Annotated in this window: 22 protein-coding genes; 13 read left to right on the plus strand and 9 right to left on the minus strand. The window is 35.3% G+C overall.

Annotation, left to right across the window (positions count from 1 at the left end; genetic code table 11):
* Positions 1-439, plus strand: a 439-nt coding sequence (locus I600_RS00005) for a transposase (protein WP_157490815.1), incomplete at its 5' end; no start/stop codon positions are given.
* Between the two features lie 117 nt (positions 440-556).
* Here the strand turns inward: I600_RS00005 and I600_RS00010 are convergent.
* Positions 557-1,669 (minus strand): hypothetical protein, encoded by a 1,113-nt coding sequence (locus tag I600_RS00010; protein ID WP_058102473.1) that lies wholly within the window; start codon positions 1,667-1,669, stop codon positions 557-559.
* Between the two features lie 192 nt (positions 1,670-1,861).
* Here I600_RS00010 and I600_RS00015 point away from each other — a divergent pair, with 192 nt between their 5' ends.
* Positions 1,862-2,917 carry an IS110 family RNA-guided transposase gene (locus I600_RS00015; RefSeq protein WP_058102474.1) on the plus strand — a complete coding sequence of 352 codons (1,056 nt, stop codon included), beginning with the start codon at positions 1,862-1,864 and terminating at the stop codon, positions 2,915-2,917.
* Positions 2,918-3,281: 364 nt separating this feature from the next.
* Here I600_RS00015 and I600_RS00020 read toward each other — a convergent pair whose 3' ends face one another.
* From I600_RS00020 to I600_RS00040, 6 genes are all read right to left on the minus strand, one after another.
* A complete protein-coding gene (locus tag I600_RS00020) occupies positions 3,282-4,388 on the minus strand; it encodes a metallophosphoesterase (RefSeq protein WP_058102475.1) in 1,107 nt (368 codons plus the stop codon).
* A 177-nt stretch (positions 4,389-4,565) separates the two neighbouring features.
* Complete coding sequence (locus I600_RS00025; protein WP_058102476.1) at positions 4,566-6,203, minus strand: ABC-F family ATP-binding cassette domain-containing protein; 1,638 nt, start codon at positions 6,201-6,203, stop codon at positions 4,566-4,568.
* Positions 6,204-6,311: 108 nt separating this feature from the next.
* Entirely contained in the window at positions 6,312-6,470 is a 159-nt protein-coding gene (locus I600_RS19130) for a lmo0937 family membrane protein (RefSeq protein ID WP_157490816.1), read from the minus strand.
* 2 nt (positions 6,471-6,472) lie between these two features.
* Entirely contained in the window at positions 6,473-6,817 is a 345-nt protein-coding gene (locus I600_RS00030) for a hypothetical protein (RefSeq protein ID WP_058102477.1), read from the minus strand.
* Between the two features lie 133 nt (positions 6,818-6,950).
* The gene (locus I600_RS00035) at positions 6,951-8,114 is read right to left on the minus strand and encodes a DUF3095 family protein (protein ID WP_058102478.1); all 1,164 of its coding nucleotides are present in this window, start codon (positions 8,112-8,114) and stop codon (positions 6,951-6,953) included.
* Positions 8,115-8,144: 30 nt separating this feature from the next.
* Complete coding sequence (locus I600_RS00040) at positions 8,145-9,203, minus strand: polysaccharide lyase family 7 protein (RefSeq protein WP_058102479.1); 1,059 nt, start codon at positions 9,201-9,203, stop codon at positions 8,145-8,147.
* Positions 9,204-9,600: 397 nt separating this feature from the next.
* Here I600_RS00040 and I600_RS00045 point away from each other — a divergent pair, with 397 nt between their 5' ends.
* Positions 9,601-9,984: a response regulator gene (locus tag I600_RS00045; RefSeq protein ID WP_058102480.1), complete on the plus strand. Its 384-nt coding sequence runs from the start codon at positions 9,601-9,603 to the stop codon at positions 9,982-9,984.
* A gap of 25 nt (positions 9,985-10,009) precedes the next feature.
* Here the strand turns inward: I600_RS00045 and I600_RS00050 are convergent, their stop codons facing one another.
* Positions 10,010-10,294, minus strand: a complete 285-nt coding sequence (locus I600_RS00050; RefSeq protein ID WP_058102481.1) for a hypothetical protein — start codon at positions 10,292-10,294, stop codon at positions 10,010-10,012.
* Positions 10,295-10,535: 241 nt separating this feature from the next.
* Between I600_RS00050 and I600_RS00055 the strand changes: the two genes are divergently transcribed.
* Positions 10,536-10,964, plus strand: a complete 429-nt coding sequence (locus I600_RS00055; protein ID WP_167342489.1) for a response regulator — start codon at positions 10,536-10,538, stop codon at positions 10,962-10,964.
* A gap of 55 nt (positions 10,965-11,019) precedes the next feature.
* Here I600_RS00055 and I600_RS00060 read toward each other — a convergent pair whose 3' ends face one another.
* On the minus strand, positions 11,020-11,457 hold the full coding sequence (locus I600_RS00060; RefSeq protein WP_058102483.1) for a response regulator: 438 nt from the start codon (positions 11,455-11,457) through the stop codon (positions 11,020-11,022).
* A gap of 530 nt (positions 11,458-11,987) precedes the next feature.
* Between I600_RS00060 and I600_RS00065 the strand changes: the two genes are divergently transcribed.
* From I600_RS00065 to I600_RS00105, 9 genes are all read left to right on the plus strand, one after another.
* A complete protein-coding gene (locus tag I600_RS00065) occupies positions 11,988-12,632 on the plus strand; it encodes an RNA polymerase sigma factor (protein ID WP_082642855.1) in 645 nt (214 codons plus the stop codon).
* Between the two features lie 126 nt (positions 12,633-12,758).
* Positions 12,759-13,814, plus strand: a complete 1,056-nt coding sequence (locus tag I600_RS00070; protein ID WP_167342491.1) for a FecR family protein — start codon at positions 12,759-12,761, stop codon at positions 13,812-13,814.
* A 179-nt stretch (positions 13,815-13,993) separates the two neighbouring features.
* Positions 13,994-17,293: a TonB-dependent receptor gene (locus tag I600_RS00075; protein ID WP_167342493.1), complete on the plus strand. Its 3,300-nt coding sequence runs from the start codon at positions 13,994-13,996 to the stop codon at positions 17,291-17,293.
* 12 nt (positions 17,294-17,305) lie between these two features.
* Entirely contained in the window at positions 17,306-18,709 is a 1,404-nt protein-coding gene (locus tag I600_RS00080) for a RagB/SusD family nutrient uptake outer membrane protein (RefSeq protein ID WP_167342495.1), read from the plus strand.
* Between the two features lie 117 nt (positions 18,710-18,826).
* The gene (locus tag I600_RS00085; RefSeq protein WP_058102488.1) at positions 18,827-19,981 is read left to right on the plus strand and encodes a dipeptidase; all 1,155 of its coding nucleotides are present in this window, start codon (positions 18,827-18,829) and stop codon (positions 19,979-19,981) included.
* A gap of 47 nt (positions 19,982-20,028) precedes the next feature.
* Entirely contained in the window at positions 20,029-22,026 is a 1,998-nt protein-coding gene (locus I600_RS00090; RefSeq protein WP_058102489.1) for an amidohydrolase family protein, read from the plus strand.
* A 6-nt stretch (positions 22,027-22,032) separates the two neighbouring features.
* Positions 22,033-23,154, plus strand: coding sequence for an FG-GAP repeat domain-containing protein (locus tag I600_RS00095; protein WP_058102490.1), 1,122 nt, complete (start codon positions 22,033-22,035; stop codon positions 23,152-23,154).
* Between the two features lie 46 nt (positions 23,155-23,200).
* Positions 23,201-25,234, plus strand: coding sequence for an amidohydrolase family protein (locus tag I600_RS00100; protein WP_058102491.1), 2,034 nt, complete (start codon positions 23,201-23,203; stop codon positions 25,232-25,234).
* 22 nt (positions 25,235-25,256) lie between these two features.
* Complete coding sequence (locus tag I600_RS00105) at positions 25,257-26,198, plus strand: MBL fold metallo-hydrolase (RefSeq protein WP_082642856.1); 942 nt, start codon at positions 25,257-25,259, stop codon at positions 26,196-26,198.
* The last annotated feature ends 32 nt before the right edge of the window (positions 26,199-26,230 follow it).

The raw sequence follows: 26,230 nt of genomic DNA on the forward strand, positions 1-26,230 counted from the left end.
AAAGATTCTGTCATTGGTAAAAGAGGACCAACAGGAGCAATTGACTTTATTGATGTCAATACCCGGTATAGGTCAAAAGACTGCATTGTTCCTAATAGTGGTCACCGATGGGTTCAATAAGTTCGAAAATGCGGCACAGCTTTGTAGCTATGTAGGTATAACCCCAACGATACGGGAATCGGGGAGCAGTGTGAGAGGTCGTGCGCGAATAAGTAAGGTCGGCAATAGAAAACTTCGCAACCTATTATTTCTATGTTCTTTTAACGCTTGTAAGCACAATAGGGCATGCAGAGAGGTTTATGAGCGGATCGTGAACAGGGGAAAGAGCAAGAAACTGGCACTGATAGCCGTTGCCAACAAACTTTTAAAGCAGTCTTTTGCCATTGCAAAATCTGGCAGGCCATATGATGAAACTTACGTTTCAATATTGCCTAGATAAATAGAAGCTAGATCGAATAAAAAAAGCTCAAAGAATCAAGTTATTGAATCTATGAGCCTGAAATAATATTGTCTCGGATTAAAGAAGAATTTGTTTGTTTTTTATCTCAGTTCTTTGTTATGCATTGTTTTTTTTCTCTTTTTCAACAACATAATATGAAATGTCAATTTTATCCACTTCCATATCTGACTCTTTATTAATTTCTTTAAATTCTATTTTTTCAACATATTCGGCTTTAATTTCAATTTCAGCTGTTCCCGTTTTATTGAAGTCACGAGCCAATAATTCCCATTCAAAAATTATTTTTTTTGAATAAGGTTCTGGCAATAATGAGATTTCAAAATATCTATTGTCTTTTTGTATTAAAGGATTATTGTCTATTGGTCTATATGTAATTGTCTTATTTTCATCATCAATAGATTCTGTCAAAGATATTTTTGGAAACATTGGGTGTCCATCATCTAATCGACTTACACCTTCTTCAAAGTTTATTATCAACCGCCAATCTTCTAGGACTACTGAACCTGTGTTTTCCATTACCAATTCAAAATCTACCCAAGATTTATTTATTCGGTTTGAACTAAATGGATTTAGTAAGTCTTGGTAAAAATCTAATGAATATCGATTGGAATTTAAACTTTCCATTAATAATTCCGAATCGGTCTTGGTAGTTATTCTGCACTTTGTAATAGTTTTTTCAAAAACTGGATTCAAAGTCAATGATTCTTGTAAATCATTAAAAGAAATGTCAAAATCGAATCGTCCTTTTTGTCCTATGCCATTTAAATACCAATTATAGGTATCGGCATTTTCTTCGATTAAGCCTACGATATCTTCCCAGCAGAATAGTAGTATTTCGAAAGAATCTTTTTCTTGATTCTCAATATCTTTGATTCTAACAAATTTTTCAATTTTTGCATCTTTGTTAGACGAAGAAGCAATTATATAAACAGCTAGTTTTGGTTCAAAAGTTCTTGCCTTTTCAATTTCTTGCTCAATTTCTGATTCAGTTAGTTTAGCGTTAGAATAATCATCTTTACCTTTTGCTTGTATTCCCCAATATTGATTTTCACCCTTTGGTTTTCCGTATACGTCAACTCCTGCTTGTTCTTGACCTAAACGTCCATTTTTTTTAATCTTATTTGGAATTTCCCAAATCTCTCCCCAAAGCTTTTTGCAAAGAGATTCAAAATCTTGCCAATTTTCTGGTTTCCCAATGGTTTTCTTCATTTAGTTCAAATAATGCATAACGGTTTCGTATAACTGTCAGTTACGGGTTAAATTAGCGATAATTCTCGATTAGGCACTGACGTTAGCAATTCCGAGTGGATTCGGACGTAGTCGAATCCGCCGTAATTGCGGTTAGCATCTATGTAAAAGCAGTAAGTCGAGTATCTTTAAGATGAACTAAAAATCAAAGATATGAACACTCAAATTACTGCTACACCTAAGTTATTCATTGGTATCGACATACACAAACGCAGTTGGAAGGTACACTGTGCGACGGATCTGTCATCCGGAAAGACTTTTAGCATGCTGCCCGATGCCGAACTGCTCTATGAATATGTAGCCAAGCATTATACAGGTTATGAAGTGTCCACCGCTTATGAGGCGGGCTGTTGCGGATACCGTGCACACCGGTGCTTTGTAGGTTATGGCTGGCGCAGCTTGGTGGTCAATCCGGCCGATATATTCAGGCGGGGCAAGGAGCGCCATACCAAGACGGACAGGATCGATGCCCAACTCATAGCACGGGAACTCAAGGACGGCAGGTTGAGCGGTATTTGTGTGCCGGACAAGTGCAGGGAACAACTGCGGAGCCTTTTCCGTCGCAGGAACGATCTGGTCAAGGATATGCGCCAGATCAAGAGCTATATCAAGATGCAGTTGCTGTATTACGGTATAAGGATACCCCAAGAATTCGATAACGACCATTGGAGCCATAAGTTCAGGGATTGGCTCGATGAACTGGATTTCGGGTACGATACGGGCAATGAGGTCCTGCGTAGCCGTATGCGCGGTTTTCGGTTCATCGACCGGGAGTTCCGGGAAGTTTCCACCTTATTGCGCCGGTATACCAAGAAACACTTTAAGAAAGATTATATGCTTTTACGGAGCATTCCCGGTATAGGTCCCATAGTGGCCAGTGGTATTTTGAGCGAATTGGGCGACCTGCGCCGTTTCGGTAATATCAAACATTTGGCCGGATATGTAGGTCTGGCACCGGGCATTTACCAAAGTGGCGATACCATCCGACATACGGGGGTGAGCATGCGTGCCCACCGGTTGATACGCAGTTATTTCATCGAGGCCTCTTGGCAGGCCATTCGAACGGATCCCGTGATGCAGGGCTATTACCGCAAGCATCACGGAAAAAATGTGAAGAGTGTCATCGTAAAGGTGGCCAGGAAACTACTGAGCAGGACATTGGCGGTGATAAAGACGGAGACCCCTTATGAGATAGGGGTATTGGAATAGAATATAGAGAAAGTAAAACAATAGGATAACCGAGCTCACAATAGAAGTAGAAAAGTCCGGATCACAGAACAATGTAGGTGGTCCCGCCGCTGGCGGGAACCACATCGGTTAGCAAGTGACCGGGCTTATTATAACTTATGATCATACAGATGCCGGTGGCCATGCCCAAAGCACGGACCACATATAGGATGCGGAGCAAGTTATATATGGTGTTGAAGTATTGACAACCAAGCATTATGCTGGAAAGGGTTGCCAACAATCCAACACCCCAAAATCAACATTATGGACCAATAAAAAATAAAATATTAACTTTAGAGAACTGGACTAGGGCTTTTCATAGGAGCCATTGTTGTGTGTAGTTTTTTTATTTTGGCACAAGATTTAATACTGTTATTTCGCTATATGTACCTACCCTTAGCGGAGGGCCAAATGTCCCAACTCCAAGGCAAACAAAAATTTTCATATTCTCATAGTCATATAATCCTTTGTTGTATTTAAATAGCATTTCAGCAAACAAAGTGCCTGGAAACATCTGACCTCCATGTGTATGACCAGCTAGATACAGGTCTACTCCAACCTTATGGGCATATTTATCTCCATCAGGGCTATGATGAAGTAAGATAGTAGGTTTTTCTGAATCAATTTCTAAGCTTGGAAGTACACTCTTAACCGTTCCTTTTTCACCTGTAACATGTGGGTCATAAGTATTTTCGTCCGCAAGCATATGATTAAGTCCGACAATTTGAATTTCGCCCCAATTGGTTACTTCATTTTCAAGCACAATTCCGCCCTTAGATTTCACCATTTCTTTGATTTCCTCGATACCAGTATAAATATCGTGATTGCCTTCTACAAAATAGAAGGGAATGTTTAAATCAATTAGTGGATTTAGATATGAATCATCTAATGCCCATGTTGCATCGAAAAGATCACCAGTAAAAAAGATGATATCTGGATTCTGTTTTTTTGTAATATCCATCACTCTTTGAAAAAAATCTTTCCCACGATAATGGCCTAAATGTGTGTCTGTTAGATGCACAGCTTTAACAGGACGAGATAACCCTTTCAAAGCGATATCTGTGTTTGTCAATTTAATGTCTCTTGCTTGAATAAGACCATAAATGGTAATTAGCATTGCAAGGACAATAGACCCTAATCCCATATAAAGTGGACGGATTTTAATAAATAACCCAAGGAAATCAATTGCTAAGGTTGAGAGTAATAAGTAGGTAAGGTATCCAAAAAGTATCCCCGAAAACATGTAAATGAAATGACCAAGTCCTGATGTTGTCATAGTCATGAACAGACTTGCAACAAGAGCACCGAGTACCAGCAAAGAAAAGAACCAATAAGATGCTGTTAATGATAGGGCGTTAAAAAATAAAGCATATCTTCGTGATAGGTAAATAGTAGCTAAAACCACCAGTCCAAGATATAATAAGGGTAATATAATAGTTTGAAATATTTTCATTTTTATTATTAAGAAAAGACAAAGGTCGAATAAAATAGTCTTTTTTCTTTATACAGATTTTCGAAAGATGTATACTTTTTGGTTTTAGTAATTACACACAACAATTGTATATGTGCACAATTGCACATATTTCTATTTTATCGGTAATTTAAAAAAATAAAAAAGAGAAAAAGATGATTACTTCATCAAGTTAATTTCTGCAATACTTTTTATTCTATTTCTCTCCAAGAAAGCGTCAATGGTTTCAAAATGTTCAATTACGCGTTGTTCTTTAAATTCAAATACTTTTTGAGATAATCCTTGTAAAAAATCCCTATCATGAGAAACCAGAATTAGTGTACCATCATAAGTAGAAAGAGCTTCTTTTAAAACATCTTTTGATTTTAGATCTAAATGATTGGTTGGCTCATCTAATATTAAAAGATTTACAGGCTCTAACAATAACTTCACCATTGCCAACCTTGTTTTTTCCCCACCGGAAAGCATGCTTACTTTTTTGTCGATATCATCGCCACTGAACATAAATCTTCCTAAAATATTCTTGATCTGGTTACGAATATCACCAAAAGCGACTTCATCTACCGTTTGAAAAATAGTAAGGTCTGGATCTAATAATGAAGCTTGGTTCTGGGCAAAATAACCTACCTTAACATTATGCCCTAATTGGCAAGTACCTTCTACAGGTATTTCATTAAGAATAGCTTTGATCATGGTAGATTTACCTTCACCGTTTCTACCTACAAATGAAACTTTTTCTCCTCTGGAGATAGACATGTTGGCATTTTTAAATACGACATGATCATCATATGCTTTTGAAACATCTGTAACCGTAACAGGATAATCTCCCGAACGTGGGGCAGGAGGGAAACGAAGCTTTAATGAAGATGTATCTATTTCATCTATTTCAATGATCTCCAGTTTTTCTAGCATGCGCTCTCTTGAACTTACTTGATTGGTTTTGGAGTAAGTTCCTTTAAAGCGTTCTATGAACGCCATATTGTCCGCAATGAATTTTTGTTGTTCTTGGTATGCCTTGATCTGGTGCGCCCTACGATCTTCACGTAATTGTAGGTAATGGGAGTAGTTTGCCTTATAATCATAAATACGCCCCATGGTAACCTCAATGGTACGATTGGTAATATTATCTATAAATGCCCGGTCATGTGAAATGACCATTACGGCATTGGCCTTGTTCAATAAGAAATCTTCTAACCAAATCACAGATTCAATATCTATATGGTTCGTAGGCTCATCAAGCAAAATTAAATCTGGTTTTTGTAATAGTATTTTTGCCAGTTCTATACGCATGCGCCATCCGCCACTGAACTCATTGGTTTGTCTAGTGAAATCTTCTTGTCTAAAACCTAAACCTTTAAGTGCTTTTTCTACTTCGGCATCATAATTTACATCTTCAAGCGCATAATATTTTTCACCAATATCGGAGACTTTTTCAATGATACCCATATAGGCATCACTTTCATAATCTGTTCTTGTCTCCAATTCTTTATTAAGCCTCTCCATCTCATCCCGCATATCAAAAACATGCTTAAACGCCTTGGCAGCTTCTTCAAATACCGTGCAGTTGTCCTCGGTAAGCAGATGTTGTGGTAAATATGCAATAACGGTATCTTTAGGTACGCGTACATTGCCTCTTGTGCCCTTTTGTTCACCAGCAACTATTTTCATCATTGTTGATTTACCGGCTCCGTTTTTACCCATAAGGGCAATTTTATCGGTTGGGTTAATAACGAATGATACATCGCTAAATAGGGTAGTGCCACTGAATTCTACGGCTAAATTATCTACTGAAATCATGCTGCAATTTTAAAATGCAAAACTAATAATAAGAAGTGGTGCATTTACTAACCGCTTTAAAAACTTATAGATAATCTGTGCCGATCATTTTAAACACAGGGGGATTTTCTAAGTGCTTTTTTTATTGCTTAGCCAATTATAAATTAAAAGTACAATGGCAAGAACAAGTAGTAAGTGAATAAGTGCTCCTAGAATCTTAAATACTACAAAGCCTAAAACCCAACCTATGATCAAGGCTGTAATTATAAAGTATATGATATTCTTCATCTTTATTTTTTTGTTGGCCAGTTCATTATTTCAGCGTGGATATCTTCTGTGGATTTTTGTCTCCGTTTAGCAATTTTGGCTATTAGGGCTTCAAAACTATCTTGCTCGCCATTAGCATCTAAATCTTCTGTTTCAGGGAAATTTGCCAAATATTCATCTTTTACCGCCAACCATTGCTTTTCTATATGTAAATCATACTTTGCAGTTGCTACGCCGCCATTATTCACAGGTTTGCCAACCTTTTTATTTTCATTTTTATGGTCGGCAATATTTTGATGTTGTGGAACGTCATTTTGTAATCCGCCTGTAGAACGTGAATTATCTTTACTCTTATCTTCTGTTATCATCGCTATAATTTTATGTGTTCATTAAAGTAAGAACAAGGTAATGACACCTATCATTTATGTGTTGCTCTAATATTACTTTAATTGACGGGATAAAATTTGAAGATGAAAATTAAGGGTGATGCTCACATGACATCTAATTAGATAGGCTCTTCTTTTTTATTTTGAACATTTTGGCCGCAGATGTATAACCGCCCTCTGTGCCATCTACAAAGTGAGAATGTGTGGTTCTACGATCAAGTACATAACAAGACATAACCGATGCATGGGTAACGTGAATACCGTAAATCAATTTTTTATCCCTTTCCATTTTATCTAAATAGGCAATGAAACGATCTATACTTTTCTGTTCTGCAGTAAAAACTGTATTGATCATGCCATCTAGCATAAAGGTGTGAGACAATTGTTCTATTTGACTTAAATATTGTTTTCCACTACTTGTAAGATTTAGGTAAAATCTGCCAAAATTTGATTTTAACCAACTTTTAAAAAAATACATCCAGCTAGTGGAAGTCAATCTAATTTTCATTTCTTCCCACACTTTGGTAGGGTTTGGGTCTAATTTAAGATTGTTACTTTTTATAGGTTGCCTATTTTCAAATTTCCCAAATTCTTCATCCATTTGGGCAAGTACTTTTTTATACACATTACGTTGATCTTTTTCTAAGGAGGCATCTAATAGTAAGCATACTACTTTAGTTTGTTGTTGGTCCGGTAGTATCTGGTCCCAACGGCATTCCATTCCTTCTAAATTCAAGAGTGTTTCATCAAATGCTGTGGTTTCTTCTTCCTTAAAAGAAGATTTTATCATGCTTTCCGCTACTTTTAATCCGTCCCCTAGAACGATAGGAATAGATAGCTTATCAGTTAACCGATGTTTGGCAATTTTTAATTGAACCTCTGATTCTATTAAATTACTAACAGGAATTTCACCAACCCGTAGAACTAGATCAATTTTTCTTTTAATGTGTATGCGGTAATTATCAAGTACATGAATTATTTTGTTAAGCAATGATGAAGGCACTATGAATGTAGCGCCATCGCCTCCAAAAAAATAGGGGATTTCATTGCTTCGCTTTACCTTTCTTATGGCATTGAGTACAGAAATAATAGCTCCGGTAGCGGTTAAATTTACCTGATGGTGATTGCCCGCGTTCACTGCACTGGTAGATTTTAAAATATCTACAACGACAACGTGCCATGATTTTGGTACATCTACAAAATAGGTGTCATCTCCCAAAAGTTCAATGAGTGTACCTTTAAAGGGGCGAAGATTTTTATAGAATTGTTTGTCTGCCATTAACCTTGTGTAACCTACAATGAGAAATTTTTAATGTTGCGGTGGAGTGCTGGCACCAACCGTAGCGTCTTTAAACCAAACCTCTGTATAACAGCCGTTTTCGTATTGTTTTTTAATATCTCCGTTATAGGTCTCTGATCCGGTATGCCAAACAATATTTTCTTCAGGATCTTTACCGTTGGTCTGGTTGTAAGCTCCTTGCTTAAAATTTTGCAATTCGCCAGCATAGGCATTTTCTTTTTCTACACCATCACGCCCTATTGCCGCATATAAAGTCAATATTTGTTCTGGAATATCAGTTGATTCTGCAAAGTCTGTCTGTATTAGGCTTTTGGTAAACGTTTTGGTTTCATGTCCGTAGCTTTTAAAGGTAAGGTACATTATGCCTTTGTAGACATTGATTTCATAACTAAATTCTTCGTTTAATTCAATGCCATCTTCCGGCTCTTGGGGGTAAGTGGTAGGGGTTTCTCCGACAACCGACATATCATAGCCCCAAACTGCGGTAGAATAATCCCAACGTTTACCGTTATCTCCTTCGGTATTTATTTCATAATTCCAAAAAACGGAACCTTTTTTATGACCCGGAAATTTTTTGTAGAAAATTTTTAAAGGTTCGTTTTCATGACCTTCCGTACCATGAATTTGGCCAACAACTACGGAATAAGAAGCAGCTACCCGGGCATCTCCAGAAGTAGAAACATGCTTTACTTTTAAAGTACCGGTTAGTTTGCCACCGGTATCTGGTTTCCATTCTTCTTTTTGACCTAGTTCTGTTCTAGTGTTGCTTGATGTTCTAGAGGTTACACCAGAATTAGGTGCTTTGTATACCACCCAATTTGTATTGTTTTCGTTTTCTACATAAAAAAAATCTTTGTGCTCAACATCAGTTAAATCATTGAAACTTTTGCCGTCACCACATAGAATTTTCCATTCTTTCATAAAAGGGATCACATCATCTGGGTATATTGTTTTTTCATTTTCAGCAACTGCTGATTTTTTTGTTTCAGTTTTGCAAGAAGTAAATGAAAACAATAATGTAAAGGTTATCAATACTATATAGAAATAATGTGAAGATTTTAAACGCATTAATATGTTTATTTAGGTTTTACTTATTTTAAATATACGATAGATCCATTGTTATTTCTAATAATGTTCGCTAAATTCAAAAACGTAAAATAGCTAAACATTTCTTTAAAAGGAATAAGCTTTAATGTGATTCTAAGGTAACTTGCTGGACACGTTTAGTACAAGAGAACAACTGTATGTTCTATGTGTTAATGGTTAGTGTAATTGACATACAGTTGAGAAAAGGTCTCTATAATTTAGAGACCTTTTCTATACATTTTTGATTATTGGATTTTTTTGATAACAAATGAATTAATCTTGGAATAACGTATTTAAACGTTTATTTTAAATAAGGCTAATTTTACCATCGTATATTTACGTAGGTAAGTTGAACAGGGATATTTAATAAAACAATAGCATGAGCTCAGTGTTTTTGGTAATTGATGATGATTTGGTTTCTCAGTTTACGGCGAGGTATGCCGTTGAGCAGTGTAGCACAGATACTCAAATCTATGTTTGTGAAAGTGCTATTGAAGCCTTGGAACTATTGACCAAATTAAAAAAAGAAGACAAGCCTATTCCAGATTATATTCTGCTGGATTTGGTAATGCCTGAAATGGACGGATGGGAATTCATTGATCAATTGCAAAATTATAATGCCAATATAAATAAGATAAAGGTATTTATCATGTCTGCTTTTACGAATTCCAAGGATCGGGAGAAAGCCAAGCAACACCAGTTTATTGAAGGGTATTATGAAAAGCCATTATCTAAGAACATGGTTCAAAATATGATCAAATAGTCTTTCCATCATTTTGTGGTTCAACTTATAATTCTTCGGTTTTACAATTTTTAAGCAATAAAATCAATTTCAATAAATTCTCCGCAAACAGTTCTGCGTAGTTGTCAAGATCAGATATTAGCTCTATTTGTTTTAATTGCTGATGCCTTTTTTCAAATTCCATGAATAGGAAGTAATTATCAAAATTAATTTTTGAAACAAACTGTTGTAAAAGAATATGGACCTTAAGCGCATTACCTTTCGTGTAATAGTCGGTCTGAAATTGTTGAAGTAATAGTAAGAGTTCGGTTCGGTCGTTTGTAGCCATCATAATCAGTATTGGAATCAACTTAATGGGAACTTAGTTAATTGATAACGAATAAATTTAACTGTAAGTATTTTACTACACAAATATATTTTGACTATATATTTTTTTATTCGAACAACACCGTTGGGTCGATAGACGTATTTATTTTTTTTGAGTTACTATTCTATGGTATTAGTATTCTTTTTTAAAGGATTTCCTTATAATTTTGGAGGAGATATTGATATTAAGTTGAAAAATGACCGCATTGAATATTTATATAGCAGATGACGATTTAGAGGATCGAAGTTTTTTCATAGAGGCATTAGATGATTTACCATTGACTACAGAGGTAACTCAATTTAATAATGGTGTTGACCTTATGGATAAACTTTTCTCTGATGACAACTTACCGCACGTGATTTTTCTTGATTTGTACATGCCTATTATGGACGGATTTGAATGCCTGATGGATATAAGAAACTTTAAAAAGTTCAAGGATATTTATATAATTGCCTATTCAGGAATTTATAGGGAACGTGAGGTAAATCAATTAAAAGAAGATGGGGCAAATCTATTTTTAAAAAAATCTTCGTCTTTTAAAGAATTGAAAAAATTGTTACTTAAATCTTTACAAAGGGTAAAAAGCTCAAATAAGAATGAAGTTGAGAATGGTGAATTTGTAATACTGTCATAAGCAGCTTGGTACAACTGAAATATTTACATCTGTAAAATTATAATTTGAGATCTTCCTAAATAACCTTAGGATTTAGTTCTTTGTGATAAAGATCATCCATGGTTGTTTTAAGTTGAACAAGCATTTTTTTAAAGGAAATTTCTTTTGTTATAAAACGAACCGCACCCATTTCCAATATTTTTTTACGGTCTGTCTCAGATGATGATGTGGAGTATATAACTACAGGAATCTTACTTAAAAAAGTGTTGTTTTTTAATATAGAAAGGCACTCAAAGCCATTCATAATGGGCATGTTTAAATCTAGAAAGATAAGCTTTGGAACAATACCAGCAGTTATGGTAGATAGTATGTATGTAATTAAAACTTCACCATTATGAAAAAGTTTCATATTAATATCAGGGAAAATTTCTTGCATTGCCTCTGCAAAGAACATTCTGTCATCTTCATCATCGTCGGCATAGGCTAAAGGGCTAAAAACATTGTAATCTTTCATAGTATATTGTATTAAGATGCTTAGAGCCCTATTTTGTTTAAAGTTATACTAACAAGTCAAGTTACAGTAACAATATCAAATAAACTTGTAACAGTATTGGGCTGAAATTCATTTTGTAAAGTTTTTTTCAGTGATTGACAGATAAACAGATATTGTAAGATAATTGTTGGTCCTGTTAAACTGTAAAAATTAGCATGTTCATTACAGTTTACTACTATATATATAATATGTTAGTCAGTTGTGTTGTAATCGGAACATTTGACTCTTTAAATTGTCTTAAATAGGTAGTCTCTATGCTTAAAATTACCGAAAAAACTTAAGAATTCTCTCAGTGTAGGTAAATAAACTGTTAAATTAGATCTATCAAAATGGAAATTTGGTGGTATCTAGATCATGAATGCCAAAATATGAATGACATATTTTTACTAAAATGCCATAAATCATTATTTATTTCTCAATAATGTCTATAAAACCTAAATTGATTGCTTAGAATAGAAAGGAATCGTTGATAATTCCATTAAATTCTTTTAATGATGCAAAAACATAATGAACATGGTATGGCTGTAAACTCAGATTTTGGGGTCAACGCAGCGTCAGAAAAAATACCGAAAATGAGCAATCAAAAAGTTTTTGTAGTTAAGAATACCGAAACGGTAATCTGGAAAAAATTAATTGATGGAGATGAATCTGCCCTAGGCGATTTATATAATATATATGTAGATTGTCTCTTTAGTTATGGTATAAATTGTACCAAAGACAGAACATACGTTATGGATTGTATTCATGACCTATTTGTAGATCTATTTAAATACAGGGAAAACTTAACAATGACAGATAATGTAAAGTATTATTTGTTTAAAAGTTTGAAGCGAAAAATAAATAGAAAATACGCTACTAAAACTATTTCAATATCAGAAGAATATCAATATTCTTTACATCAAGATACAAGAAACTATACGAATTCTTGTGAAGAGGATATTATACGAACAGAAAGGTTGACCGAAAAACGAATGATTTTGGCAAATGCGCTGGAATCGTTAACTAAGAAACAACGAAAAGGTTTGTTCTTAAGGTTCAATCAAGATAAGAGCTACGAAGAAATTTCTGAAATTATGGAAGTTTCCGTACAGACAGCCAGAACTATAGTCTATAGGGCCTTGAAAGCCTTAAGGTAAATTATTCTAATAATTTTCTTTAGAAAACTGTCTATATAATTACAATTTCTTACTTATTGTTTACGAGTACCTTGATAAGGTTTATTTAAACCTAAATCATAAAATCAATACCTAACTATGGAAAAAATGAATCCTAAAAATATCAATTTTTCATCTATGACTGAAGAAGAGACTTCAGCTTTGAAAAATAGGATTTTTAATACAATACATAAAAAGAAAACTAGAAAAAGAAACTTTTGGTTTTCTGGCTTGGCAGCTGCGTGTTTGGCAGGTTGCATAGGTCTTACATTTTATTTTTACAACACTTCTAATACATCAAGCTCCATTACCGATTTTGTAAACTCTACTTCTTCTGAAAATGAAAATCATAAAGAAGGTGAAGTGGTACTTACGTTGGGTGAAGGCAATAGTTTAAAAATTAAAGAGGATGTGGCATCGATCAACTATTCTGATTCTGGAGAGAATGTAACTATTGGTGCAAATGAGGTAGTGAATCAAAAAGCGACCAAAAACAAAAAAGCTGTATTCAATACCCTTTGGGTGCCTTACGGTAAACGTTCTAATCTAATACTTTCCGATGGAACTAAAGTATGGCTTAATTCAGGTTCAAAATTGGTCTACCCAATAGCTTTTAATGGTGACAAAAGAGAAGTTTACATTGAGGGTGAAGCAATCTTTGAGGTAACCCATAATAAAAGCAAACCTTTTCATGTAATTTCTGACCACCAAGTAGTAGAGGTCTTAGGAACTGTATTTGGTGTCACCAATTATCCAGATGAAACCGAAACCAATACTATTCTTAAAAGTGGTAGTGTTCAAATAAGCTTCAAGAATATTAAGAATGCCTCTTCTCATTCAGATAAAATGAAGATTACTCCTGGTACAAAGGCAAGTTTTGATAAAGAGAATAAAAGTATTGTTTCTGAGAAGGTAAATGTTGATAATTATTTTTCTTGGAAGGAAGGTGTACTAATATTCAAGAATAATGACCTTCAATATATTATGAAACGTATTTCTCGATATTACAACATTGATATTGTCATAGAAAACGAAAACCTGGCCAAAGAGACTTTTTCTGGTTACCTAGATTTAAATGAAGACATCAATTCCGTAATACATAGTATTAAGGAAAGTACCAATATGGAATACGTTAAAACAGAAAATAAAATATTAATCAAGTAACACCTAACGCCAATGAACTGAAAACATATTATTTTTTTTTGAAGTAGCAATTATTAAAAAAGCCAGAAGATGTTCCCGCATCTTCCGGCAATTAATTTCAATATTGCTGTTTTGCAGCAACATTAAATAACCAACACAAAAATATGAAAAATATCATACCAGTCGGAATTCTAACGATTATGAGAATATTTCTACTATTTATCGGAATAGGACTTTCATCAGTTTACGCTAACTCAGTATTTGCACAAAACAAAATACAGGTAGACGTTAACAATATATCTGTGGAAGCATTTTTCGAAAAAATACAGAATACTAGTGATTATGTCTTTTTTTACAAGGATAATGTAATCAAAACTGATAAGAAAATATCGGTAAAATTGAAAGATGCCCCAATGAAAATCGTTTTGGATAAAGCTTTTTCCAATACCGATTTAACTTATAAGATTATTGGCAATCAAGTTATTGTCAAAAAAATGCCCCCTAGCTCCCCAAAAAATTCTTTAGAATTTGATGCTGTCGTTCAAACTACAATAACAGGAAATGTTACTGATGCTACTGGCCAACCATTACCAGGTGTAAATGTATTAATTAAAGGTACCACGATTGGAACTCAATCAGATTTTGATGGTAACTATGCTATTGATGTTACAGATGGTACTGCACTGGTTTTCTCTTATATAGGTATGCTGACCAAAGAAGTAGCTATCGATAACAGATCGGTAGTGAATGTGATACTCCAAGAAGATGTGGCTTCTTTAGATGAAGTAGTGGTTGTAGCTTATGGTACCTCCACTAAAGAATCTATTACGGGTTCTGTAGGTGTTGTTAGAAGCGAAGAGTTAGAGCAAGTACCTGTTTCAACATTTGAGCAAACATTAAGAGGTAGTACAGCAGGTTTACAAGCAAGTGCGGTAGATGGTGCTCCAGGAGGAAATACCCAAGTACGTATTAGAGGTATAGGTTCTATATCTGCTTCAAGTGAACCGTTATATGTTATTGACGGAATCCCAGTGCAAAATGGTAGTATTGGTACCATTGATAATGGTGGTAGTAGTACCAACGTTATGGCATCGATCAACCCAAATGATATTGCATCCATTTCAGTTTTAAAGGATGCTGCCTCCACGGCAATATATGGTTCTAGAGGTGCCAATGGTGTTATTTTGATTACCACAAAATCCGGTAGTTCCGGTAAAGCAAAAATTACCTTAAAAACACTAACGGGTTTTAACTCACAGGCTTACAATAATATTTTAAAGCCATTGAATGCTGCAGAGTACACAGAACTTTTTCTTGAAGGCTATGTAAATTTAGGTGACACCCCTGAAGAAGCGCAAGCAAGATTTGATGCTACTTTTCAACAATTAATAGATCCTTCAACCGGTGAGCCTACAGATACCAATTGGTTAGATGCCATAACTAGAACAGGAATTACCCAAAGTTATGATCTTAGTGCTAGCGGGGGAACAGAAAATTTAAAATACTTTTTCTCTGGAGCTTACTATGATCAAGAAAACTATATTATTGGATCTGGCTTTAATAGATTAAGTGCCCGTAGTAATATAGAGTTTAAGGCAACCGATTACTTAACGGTTTCAAATAATATTTCTGTATCTAACAGTACAACGAATACTTTCTTTGATGGTGGTTCTTTTAATAACCCTTTTAAAAACTCGTTAGAGTTATCACCATTAATTCCAATCTATGATGAGGAAGGCAGATTTAATGGAGAGCATGCGGATTATTTTCCTTTAGGAGGTGCCAACCCGGTTGGTGCTCTAAGTGGAGATGATTTATGGGAAAATAAGCAGTTTAGGGTGATAGATAATTTTGCGGTTTCTATTAAACCGGTCAAGAATTTGACATTGCGTTCGCAGTTAAATTTCGATTTACTGACATTGACGGAATCTCAATATCAAAACCCTAGATATGGCGGCGGTAGAAACTCCGGTGGTATTGGTTACGAAGCAAATACTTCTCTTAGAACCTTTGTGGGTACACAGACTGCAGATTATAATTTTAGCTTAGGCAATAACCATAACTTCAATGTTTTAGGTGGTTTTGAAGCGCAGGAAACTGTTAGTGAATCTTCTAGTGCATCTGGAACTCAATTTCCTAACCAAAGTTTAAGAACTTTAAATAGTGCATCGGCAGAATTTGCTATTAGTGGTTCAAAATCTGAATACACTTTTGTTTCTGCTTTTTCTAGAGCAAACTATAACTACGACGGCAAATATTTTCTTTCTGCAAGTTTAAGACGAGATGGTTCTTCTAGATTTGGTGCAGATAATAGATGGGGTACTTTTTATTCTTTTGGTGGTAGCTGGGTTGCTAGTAACGAAGCTTTTTTAGAAGATGTTTCTTTTCTTAATTTATTAAAAGTAAGAAGTTCTTGGGGTGTTACGGGTAATGCTGCTATTGGAGATTTTCCATCACAAGGTCTTTATGTTTATGGTCAAGATTATGATGGTAATCCTGGTGGTAGTCCAAGTCAAATTGCAAATCCTGATCTTACTTGGGAAAGTCAACAGAATTTTAATGTTGGTGTAGATTTCGGGCTATTTTCTAAAATTAGTGGTACGGTTGAGTATTTTGAGCGTACTTCTTCAGACCTTATTCTAAATGTACCGATTACTTTAACTTCTGGTTTTTCTTCATTGACCCAAAACTTTGGTGAAATGAAAAACACAGGTTTTGAAATTTCAATGAATGCAGATATCATTAGTAATGATGATTTTAATTGGAATGTTGGTTTTAATACCACCTTCTTAAAGAATGAAATTACCGAACTAACAGATGATTTTACTGATGGTGCTTATAGAAGACAAGAAGGTGAGGATTTTCAATCTTTCTATTTGTATAGTTGGGCAGGTGTAAACCAAGAAAATGGTGATCCGCAATGGTATACAGATGCATCAAAAACTACCATAACCAATGACATTAGTGAGGCAGAGCGTTTTTTGGATGACAAATCCGCTACACCTGAGTTTTTTGGTGGATTCAACACCATGGTTTCCTATAAAGACTTTAGCCTTAGTGCCAACTTTATCTATTCTTACGGTAACTATATTTTTGATTCCAGGGCAAGAGGTACATTAGGTGACGGTAGGCTTACACCAAGAAGTACTGCAGATTTTATTTATGATAATAGATGGCAGCCTGGTTCAACAGATGCTTTAGTGCCTCAGTTTGTTTGGGGTGGCCGTAACGGTAGTAATGAAGCTAACCAAACTAGATGGTTGTATGACGGTAGTTATATTCGTTTAAGGGATTTAACGGTTGCCTATAATTTTAACGAAGATATTACTTCGCTATTAGGCTTGAATTCAATGAGATTGTATGCTAGGGGAACAAATATCCTAACTTTTGTAAAAGAGGATATCCTTTACATTGATCCAGAACAAGGTATTAATGGTAGTTACACAGGTCAAACACCTGCAGTAAAAACTATTTCCATTGGTTTAGATATTCAACTTTAAATGATGACACACATGAAAACATATAAAATATTCATATTAACGATAATGACTGGACTGGTATTCTCATGTTCAGACTCATTTTTAGAATTGACTCCGCAACAATCTGTTTCGGATACTGAAGCCCTTTTGGACCTTGATGGTTATGAATCGTCTATTACAGGTATATATAATAAACTTTCCGGAGCAGAATACTACGGGCGCTACATGATTATGATACCGGATGTTTTGGCAGATGACGTTAAGCAAAATAGTCAGGCCAATAGAATTGTAGATTATGCCGAGCATATTCAAAGAGTATCAGATGGTCAGGCATTGGCCTTATGGGGTAGTGCCTATGAAGGTATTAATGCAGCAAATGCCATTATAAATTCTGAAACAATTTTGGCCGATGCTGTTTTAGATGAGCAAAATCACATTGTTGGTGAGGCTTATGCATTAAGAGGTTTAATATATTTTGATTTGGTACGCATGTTTGCCCAACAATACAATTATACGGCAGATGCTAGCCATTTAGGTGTACCCATCGTATTAAATTTTGATTTGGACAATGAACCAGCTAGAAGTACCGTAGCAGAAGTGTACGAACAAATTATTTCTGATATGACAACAGGAATCTCTTTAATGAGCGATAGTTCCAGAAGTGGCAATTCAAATACATTATCCCCTAATGCAACAAGGGCTTTATTGGCAAAGGTTTATCTATTTAAAGAAGACTGGAACAATGCAGAAGCTATGGCAAGTAGTGTTATAGATTCTGGAGATTACAGTTTAATTTCTAACGATAACTATTATGATTTATGGACTACGGATAATAGTGCCGAGTCAATTTTTGAAATATCAATGACCGAAACAGATAATGTTGGTGGCAACGGTATTGCAGGTCTTTATCTACAGGCGGGTTTTGGAGATTATCTGCCTTCTAATGATGTCGTTGATCTTTATCCGGAGAATGATGCACGTTTGAGCACGTTTGAGGTTGACCCTTTATTGACCGGGGAATTTGCGCCATATAGAATGATTAAGTATGCGGATATCAATGGGTTTGACAATGTGAAAGTTGTAAGACTTGCTGAAATGTATTTAATACGTGCCGAGGCTAGAGCTGAAATTGGTACGGATATAGCAGGAGCACAAGATGATTTAGATATGGTACGCCAACGTGCAATAGCGGATGAGCCAGATAATGCAGATACTGGTGATGCCCTTAAGGATGCAATATTTTTAGAAAGAAGATTGGAATTAGCCTTTGAAGGACAACGTTTGTGGGATCTAATGCGTAATCAAATGGATATTGTTAGAACCAACTGTACTGCTCAGACTTGTACTATTCCTTATGGTGCTGATACGGTTATTATGCCTATACCACAGGATGAAACAGATGTTAACCCTAATATAGAACAGAATCCGGGGTATTAATATTTAGGACTGATTTATTGGTTGTTAAACACATTGAGAGGCTGCATTGGTTCTCTCAATGTGTACTCTATTATCTTAAAAATATAGGATTTCTTTTCATTAAAACTCGAAATACATATGAACACACAACGTAGAAATCTATCGAAATTACTTTCGTTAGGAGCATTCTTTCCTGGTCAAGCTGCTTATTCGTTAAATACTATTTTAGAATCTATAGATACTGATCCAAATTCAGAATTTAATAAGCAGTTATTATACAATATAGGGGAAAAGGGAGTTGAAAAATTATATAAAAAGGCTATTGTAAATGACGGATTAGTCATTGTCAGAAATTGGAATGAAGAGTCGTTTAAAGCTCTTGCAAAAACTGGATATACGGGCTTTAATGCTTCTGTAGTATCAGGTGATTTTAACCGGGGAATGGAAAACTTGACCAAGTGGCAAAATATTATAAAAAATAACTCTGATAAACTTATTTTGGCTACGAGTGTAGAGGATTATTATAAAGCCAAAAAGGAAGATAAGGTTGCCGTTATGTTGGGTTTTCAGAATGCAACAATGCTTGGGAAATCCATTAAAAATGTTGATACGTTGTATGATGCTGGTATGCGTTGGATGCAATTAACCTATAATGAACGAAATTATATAGGTGATGGTAGTACTGAACGTACCAATTGTGGCTTATCGGATTTTGGCGTAGAGGTCGTAAATCGCATGAACGAGTTGGGTATTATAGTAGATTTATCCCATTGTGGAGAACAGACTACCAATGAAGGTATAGCCCATAGTAAAGCACCGGTATCCATAAACCATTCCATGTGCGAGGCTTTGCACAAAAATCATCCAAGGGCCAAGAGAGATGAACAGATCAAGGCCATGGCAGACAAGGGAGGTGTAATGGGTATTATTTGTTTGGGGTACATGATTGGTCCAAACCTTGGTACGGATACTACCTTAGAAACTTATGTAGATCATATTGACCACGCAGTTAAAATTGGTGGTATTGACCATGTTGGTTTGGCAATTGATTATCCTATAGAAGGTCTAGAAGCCAATGGCGCAACAAGAGAAAATTGGTATGTGCCAAGACTAACCCGTTTTAAACCATCTTACAAAGTTCAATGGCCACCATGGATTCCTGAACTTGACAAAACAAGTAGGTATTTGGAAGTAGCCAAAGTTTTAAATAAAAGAGGGTATAGCACAGGAGATATCGAAAAAATACTAGGGCTAAACTGGTTAAGACTCTACAAAGAGACCTTAAAACCATAATCAATAATTGTCCATAAAATTAGAGATAATAAATTCTAACCAAGAGTATGAAAAACCAATTATATTTTGCGCTATTATGTTTAGGTTTTGTGAGTTGTTCAGACGCTCCAAAATCGGAAAATGAAAGTGGTGAAAAAACGAATTACGATGTTGTGTTTCGTGAAAAACTTGCCGGTAAATATGAAAAATGGGAAACAGCGGATAATAGCTTTAAATATTTTTATACCTATACGGATAGAGGACGTGGACCAGAAGTTACTGAGGAGATAAAACTGAATAGCGACAACTACATCATTTCGGAATCTATTACCGGTGTTAACTATTTAAAAGATTCCATTTCAGAAAATTTTAGTGGTGTAGACCGTACTGCTTCTTGGAAAAATCCTATGAGTGAAGATAAAGCCGATTTTAATGGTAAGGCACTTTACTTTAGACATGATGGGTCACCTGCGGTTTATGAAATTATAGCACAGCTTTTAACTGCATCTGAGAATAGTAAAGTTGCCCTTTATCCAGAAGGGGAAGTAGAGTTGGTAGATCAGTATTCAATAACGCTTTCAGATAGTACTTCATTAAATCTATTAATGATCAAAGGGCTAGAAATGATTCCTAGATATCTCTGGATGAAGAATAATGAAATGGTTGCTAGTATTTCTGGTAATCTGCATATCGTTAGGGAAGATTTTAAAGCGTTTAGAAAAGAACTACAAAGCCTACAGGGTACATATGAAGATGAATATCTATTCAAAATTGCAAAAGAGCTTTCCAATAATATAGATAAGGTAATTATCAAAAATGTAAATGTCTTTACACCTGAAGGTACTGTTGTTGATAATCAAGATGTATTTATTGAGGGCAAAAAGATTAAATCCATAAAGCCATCCAAAGGAAAAGTTTTAAATGGAACTGCGCAGGTAATAGATGGTACGGGTAAAACACTATTACCTGGTATGTTTGACATGCATACCCATAATACCAAATTTAGGGGGCTGCTACACTTGGCAGGTGGTATTACCTCTGTTAGGGATATGGCTAATAATAAGCAATTAAAGCAGTTAAGTGCCCAGTTTGATAACAATGAAATTATAGGTCCCAATATTGTCATCTTTTGTGGAATAATAGACGGTTCCGGACCCTTTGCAAATCAAAGAAACGTAGTTGATAACTTGGAGGAAGGTTTGGCGGAAATTCAATCGTATAAAGATTTAAATTACGATCAAATTAAGTTATATAGTTCTATTAGACCAGAATGGGTTAAACCTTTGGCAGCCAAAGCACATGAACTAAATATGCGTGTAAGTGGACATATACCGGCGTATATGACGGCAACTCAAGCAATAGAACAAGGGTATAATGAAATTCAGCATATGAATATGTTGTTTTTAAATTTCATGTCAGATACTATTGATACACGTACTCCTTTAAGATTTACTATGGTAGCTAACCATGGAGCGGATGTGGATTTAAAATCTAAGGAGTATCTGGATTTTGTGTCTTTATTAAAATCCAAGGATATTGTTATTGATCCTACGATATCTCTTTTTGAAAATATGTTTACTTCCAAAAAGGGAGTGCCTAGCCCAACGTATAGTAAAATCATGAAGAGATTACCACTGATTGAGCAGCGGGCTTTTTATAGTGGCGGACTTCCAAAAGAAGGTGATAAAGCAGCTTTGTTTAAGGAAAGTTACATGAATATGCTAAATGGATTAAATGATATGTACCAGAAAGGTATTTCAATAGTACCGGGTACGGATGGTTTACCAGGCTTCTTATACCATAGAGAATTAGAATTGTATGAATCAGCGGGTATACCTGCAGCAGAAGTATTAAAAATGGCGACCATTAATTCGGCAAAAATTACGGGTACGTCAGACTATTTGGGTTCCATAGAGGTTGGTAAAAATGCAGACCTAATTCTTATTGATGGTAATCCGGTAGAAAATATTAGTGATGTTAGAAGGGTAGAGTGGACCATAAAAGGAGGTACTATTTTTTATGCGGATGAGCTTTACAACAAAATGGGTATTAAACACTTTCAATAGATAACAATGAAAATTAAACTTATAATAATCTTTTCTTTTTTAATAACCACGGTTAATGCCCAATCAATTGAGTTTTTTACCAGTGGTAGACTAATATTGGGTACACATAAAGAAAGAACGGCCTCCGTAGGTGTCGGTGATATAGATAACGATGGCGATGCCGATATTTTGGTGGCTAACGGGCGTCACTGGCCAGGGCAAAACAGGGTATTTGTAAATAACGGAAGAGGTGTATTTACAGTTTCAAAAGAACTTGGCTTTGAAAGTGAAACTACCTATTCTACTGAACTTGCCGATTTTGATGGTGATGGTGATTTAGATATTGCCGTCGGTAATGATATGGCACCTAACTATATCTTCATTAATGATGGAAAGGGAAACTTTGAAAGAGCATCTAGTTTTGGTGTAGCATATGCACCAACTAGAAATATAGTGGTAGCCGATATTGATCAAGACGGAGATAATGACATTTTAATTACCAATAGGGGAAAAGAAAATGAAATTTGCCTAAATAACGGTGACGGAACTTTTTCTAAATCCATCGGTTTTGGAAATAAGGAAGATTCTACCATAGATGTTGAAGTTGCCGATATGAACGGTGATGGTAACCTTGATTTGATTTTGGCGAATAGAGATGACCAACCAAATATGGTGTATTTAAATGAGGGTAATTTAAAGTTCACCAAGAAAATTCCATACGGAACAGGTAAGGATATTACACGTTCTGTAGCAATTTCAGATATTGATAAAGATGGGTTTTTAGATATTGTTACGGCAAATATAGGTGAGCCAAATGTTATTTATTTCGGGGATAAAAAACAAAGCTATCAGCGTAAAATGGAATTTGATTCCAGTCTTGATAAGTCGTACGCCATTTCTTTAGGTGATTTAGATAATGATGGCGATATGGATATTATCATAGCTAATGTTCAAAAGCCTAATGTGGTATTCATAAACTCTGGTGACGGTAAAAATTGGGAGCGCGTACAATTGGCAAATGAAAACTTTAACACTTACGATATTACGGTTTTTGACCTAAATGGAGATGGTAAACTGGACATCATTGAAAGTAACTCAGACGAAATAAACCGATATTACTTCAATAGGTTTACTCCAAAATTTCCTTAAATAACAATCTTGAACAGACATTAAATATAGTAACCAGCATAATGATATGAATTTGAAAAATCTTTTAAAGTGTACTTTTCTAGTACTCTTGTCCGCATGCTCTTCAGAAACTTCAGAATGGCAAAATTTTAATGATGAAGGTGTGTTTTTGGTATATCGAAGACAATCACAAATAGGGAAAGAGTCTTACTCCATAACATCTACTAAAGACACCATTACGGTTACTTCTATACAAGGGGAGAATGAAAGGGGGAGAATTAGTGGAGTAGAGTCTAAACTATTTTTGACTACAGATTTAGAGCCTATATCGTATTTCAGTCGTCGTATTTCTAATAATGATACCACCAATATCATTAAAATGGAGATACAGGGAGACAAAGTATCGGTTTGGGAAAAACATTTTGATGTTGTTGTTAGTGATAAAAAAGATGCATTCTTTTTAGTCAATAGTAATATACCGGCAGGAATTGAAATGATGCTATATCATTATTATTTCAAACAGCATAATGCCTCTTCAATACCAACCCTGCCTAGAGGAGAAGTTTCTCTTACCCATAAAGGAGAGGATATCGTGAAAATCAAGGGTGAAGATGTAGCCTTGGATCGGTACGTTGTGGAAGGTATCAACTGGGGCGGCAGAACTATTTGGTTAGATAAGTCAAAGAACTTGGTAGCTGTAGTAAAGGCTAATACCCAGATTAGAGAGTTGATTAAAGAAGGCTACGAAGAAGCCAAATCACTTTTTATTAAAGGCAATGTTGAAGAGCAAATGGCTCAACTTACAGATTACACTACAGCATTAAAAGGAGAGGAATCGGAAATTACGGCTTTAGTTGGGGGTAATGTAGTTGATGGTGTACAAGATGATGTACAGAAAAACATGACCATAATCATTGAAAATGGAAAAATAAAGCAAATAGGTAGTTCCCCCGAAATTACTATTCCTGAAAATGCCAAAGTAATAGATGTATCTGGTAAAACTTTAATACCTGGTATGTGGGATATGCATGCACATTCTAATCAAGTGCAATGGGCACCGGCATATTTAGCTGGTGGGGTTACTACCATACGCGACAATGGTAATGAGTTGGAGTTTGCCACTGCTTTTAGGGATGCTATTGCAAAAGATGGGGCAACTGGTCCAGATATACTTTTAGCCGGAATGACAGATGGACCTGGTATTAAAGGTAACGGAATAATTAGGGCACGCTCAGCTGAAGAGGCAAAAGAGGTGGTTAAGTTGTACCATGATAATGGGTATGAGCAAATTAAAATTTACACATCCATAGAACCGGAAATTTTAAAAGTATTGGCAGAAGAGGCACATAAAGTTGGGATGACAGTAACGGGGCATGTGCCTGCCTTGGTTGATGATGCTCGTGTAGCTGTTGAAAGTGGTATGGATATGCTTAGTCACTACAATAGAATTTTAGCAGCTTTATTCACAGATAAAAAAGTATCAGATTTAGGTCCATTTTTTATGGTGGATAATGAGGTGACGGATGAAATGGTTAATGATGCCATTGCATTTTACTTAAAGCATGGTACCGTTTTAGATGTTACATTAGGGCTAGGTGTGGTACGTACCTTACCAAAAGGACGAGTAATGGAAACTATTGAGCCAGATGCAGGCAGAATGGCTTACGAACTTTTCGAGAGTAAAAGATTTAGAGCTGGGGCTGGTGAAGAGCGTGCTAAAAAACTAAAGCAGAATATCATTAAATCTGCAGAGGTGATTGGTAAATTCTACAAAGCCGGTATTCCTGTGGTTGCAGGAACAGACAATTTTGCTCCAGGATTCGGATTATTTCTTGAAATGGAATCTTATGTGAAATATGGTAATCTTACTCCTTTAGATGCAATAAAGATGGCAACGATTATTCCTGCAAAAGCAATGGGCTATGATGATGTTACCGGAAGCATAGAAGTGGGTAAACAAGCAGATATAGCTATTCTTGATGAAAATCCTCTAGAGAATATAGATAATATTAGAACTGTTTCATCTGTACTAACCAATGGTAATTACTATGAAAGTGAACCGTTATGGATTGCGGCAGATTTTAAACCTACCAGAGATTAATAACAAGAACTTATAGAACCATATGAAGAATACTTCTAATTCACGAAAAGTAATAGTTTTATTGTTTTTCTGCTTGTGTTCAGGTGTACATTTTGTTTGTGGGCAAGAACATAATTTAAAATATCTTGGCGTTGCAGGGTGGGAAATTTCAAATGATAGTCTCACTATTTTGGTAGACCCTTATATATCTAGGCTTAAACTAAAAGGTAATCCTCGTTTTTATGCAGAAGGTGATAATCGTAAAATTTATAGCGGTGGTGATGTTTACGAATCCGATACTGTAGCCATAAATAAAATTATTACCAAGGCAGATTATATTTTAGTGCATCATTCACATACGGATCACTTAGCAGATGTGCCTTATATCGCTAAAAAGACCGGTGCAGTGGTTATTGGTACCGAAACTACGGCTACTATTTTAAAGGCATATGGTATCCCAGAAAAACAATTGATTACGGTTAAAGGTGGTGAAGACTATCAATTCGATAATTTTTCAGTTAGGGTAATACCTTCTATTCATTCGGCATTAGGAGATAAGCGTTATTTTGATTCAAAAGTATATTCGGACCCAGAGGAACTAAAAATACCTTTAACGGTTGAGGAATTTATAGAAGGTGGTTCTCTTATGTTTTTGTTACGAATAGATGCTCACAAAATACTTACCTCGGGTTCAATGAATTTTATAGAGCGAGAAGTAGCAGGATTAAAGCCTGATGTATTGATACCGGGAATTAATCTTTCTCGATTGGAAATATATAAATATACAGAAAGGCTGTTAGAGCTAACCGGATATCCAAAGACAGTAATTCCTTCACATTGGGATAATTTTAGAGTACCATACGGTTCTTCGCAAGAAGACCCAATTCAGAAAAAGGTAATGCCATTTATTGATGAAGTAAAAGCAGTTTCGCCAGCAACTAAAGTTATAGTGCCGGTTCATTTAGAGACCATTACTATTCAATAGAAATATATTTAAAAAATCAATAATCGATAAGC

The sequence above is a fragment of the Maribacter dokdonensis DSW-8 genome, from assembly GCF_001447995.1.
Taxonomy (GTDB): Bacteria; Bacteroidota; Bacteroidia; order Flavobacteriales; family Flavobacteriaceae; genus Maribacter; species Maribacter dokdonensis.

Bases quoted from the DNA above. Each gene is read 5' to 3' on its own strand.
- I600_RS00015 (WP_058102474.1), top strand. From the start codon at position 1,862: ATGAACACTCAAATTACTGCTACACCTAAGTTATTCATTGGTATCGAC.
- I600_RS00035 (WP_058102478.1), bottom strand. From the start codon at position 8,114: ATGGCAGACAAACAATTCTATAAAAATCTTCGCCCCTTTAAAGGTACA.
- I600_RS00065 (WP_082642855.1), top strand. From the start codon at position 11,988: ATGATGCAAAAACATAATGAACATGGTATGGCTGTAAACTCAGATTTT.
- I600_RS00040 (WP_058102479.1), bottom strand. From the start codon at position 9,203: ATGCGTTTAAAATCTTCACATTATTTCTATATAGTATTGATAACCTTT.
- I600_RS00045 (WP_058102480.1), top strand. From the start codon at position 9,601: ATGAGCTCAGTGTTTTTGGTAATTGATGATGATTTGGTTTCTCAGTTT.
- I600_RS00030 (WP_058102477.1), bottom strand. From the start codon at position 6,817: ATGATAACAGAAGATAAGAGTAAAGATAATTCACGTTCTACAGGCGGA.
- I600_RS19130 (WP_157490816.1), bottom strand. From the start codon at position 6,470: ATGAAGAATATCATATACTTTATAATTACAGCCTTGATCATAGGTTGG.
- I600_RS00050 (WP_058102481.1), bottom strand. From the start codon at position 10,294: ATGATGGCTACAAACGACCGAACCGAACTCTTACTATTACTTCAACAA.
- I600_RS00020 (WP_058102475.1), bottom strand. From the start codon at position 4,388: ATGAAAATATTTCAAACTATTATATTACCCTTATTATATCTTGGACTG.
- I600_RS00085 (WP_058102488.1), top strand. From the start codon at position 18,827: ATGAACACACAACGTAGAAATCTATCGAAATTACTTTCGTTAGGAGCA.
- I600_RS00075 (WP_167342493.1), top strand. From the start codon at position 13,994: ATGAGAATATTTCTACTATTTATCGGAATAGGACTTTCATCAGTTTAC.
- I600_RS00060 (WP_058102483.1), bottom strand. From the start codon at position 11,457: ATGAAAGATTACAATGTTTTTAGCCCTTTAGCCTATGCCGACGATGAT.
- I600_RS00070 (WP_167342491.1), top strand. From the start codon at position 12,759: ATGAATCCTAAAAATATCAATTTTTCATCTATGACTGAAGAAGAGACT.
- I600_RS00025 (WP_058102476.1), bottom strand. From the start codon at position 6,203: ATGATTTCAGTAGATAATTTAGCCGTAGAATTCAGTGGCACTACCCTA.
- I600_RS00010 (WP_058102473.1), bottom strand. From the start codon at position 1,669: ATGAAGAAAACCATTGGGAAACCAGAAAATTGGCAAGATTTTGAATCT.
- I600_RS00095 (WP_058102490.1), top strand. From the start codon at position 22,033: ATGAAAATTAAACTTATAATAATCTTTTCTTTTTTAATAACCACGGTT.
- I600_RS00100 (WP_058102491.1), top strand. From the start codon at position 23,201: ATGAATTTGAAAAATCTTTTAAAGTGTACTTTTCTAGTACTCTTGTCC.
- I600_RS00105 (WP_082642856.1), top strand. From the start codon at position 25,257: ATGAAGAATACTTCTAATTCACGAAAAGTAATAGTTTTATTGTTTTTC.
- I600_RS00080 (WP_167342495.1), top strand. From the start codon at position 17,306: ATGAAAACATATAAAATATTCATATTAACGATAATGACTGGACTGGTA.
- I600_RS00090 (WP_058102489.1), top strand. From the start codon at position 20,029: ATGAAAAACCAATTATATTTTGCGCTATTATGTTTAGGTTTTGTGAGT.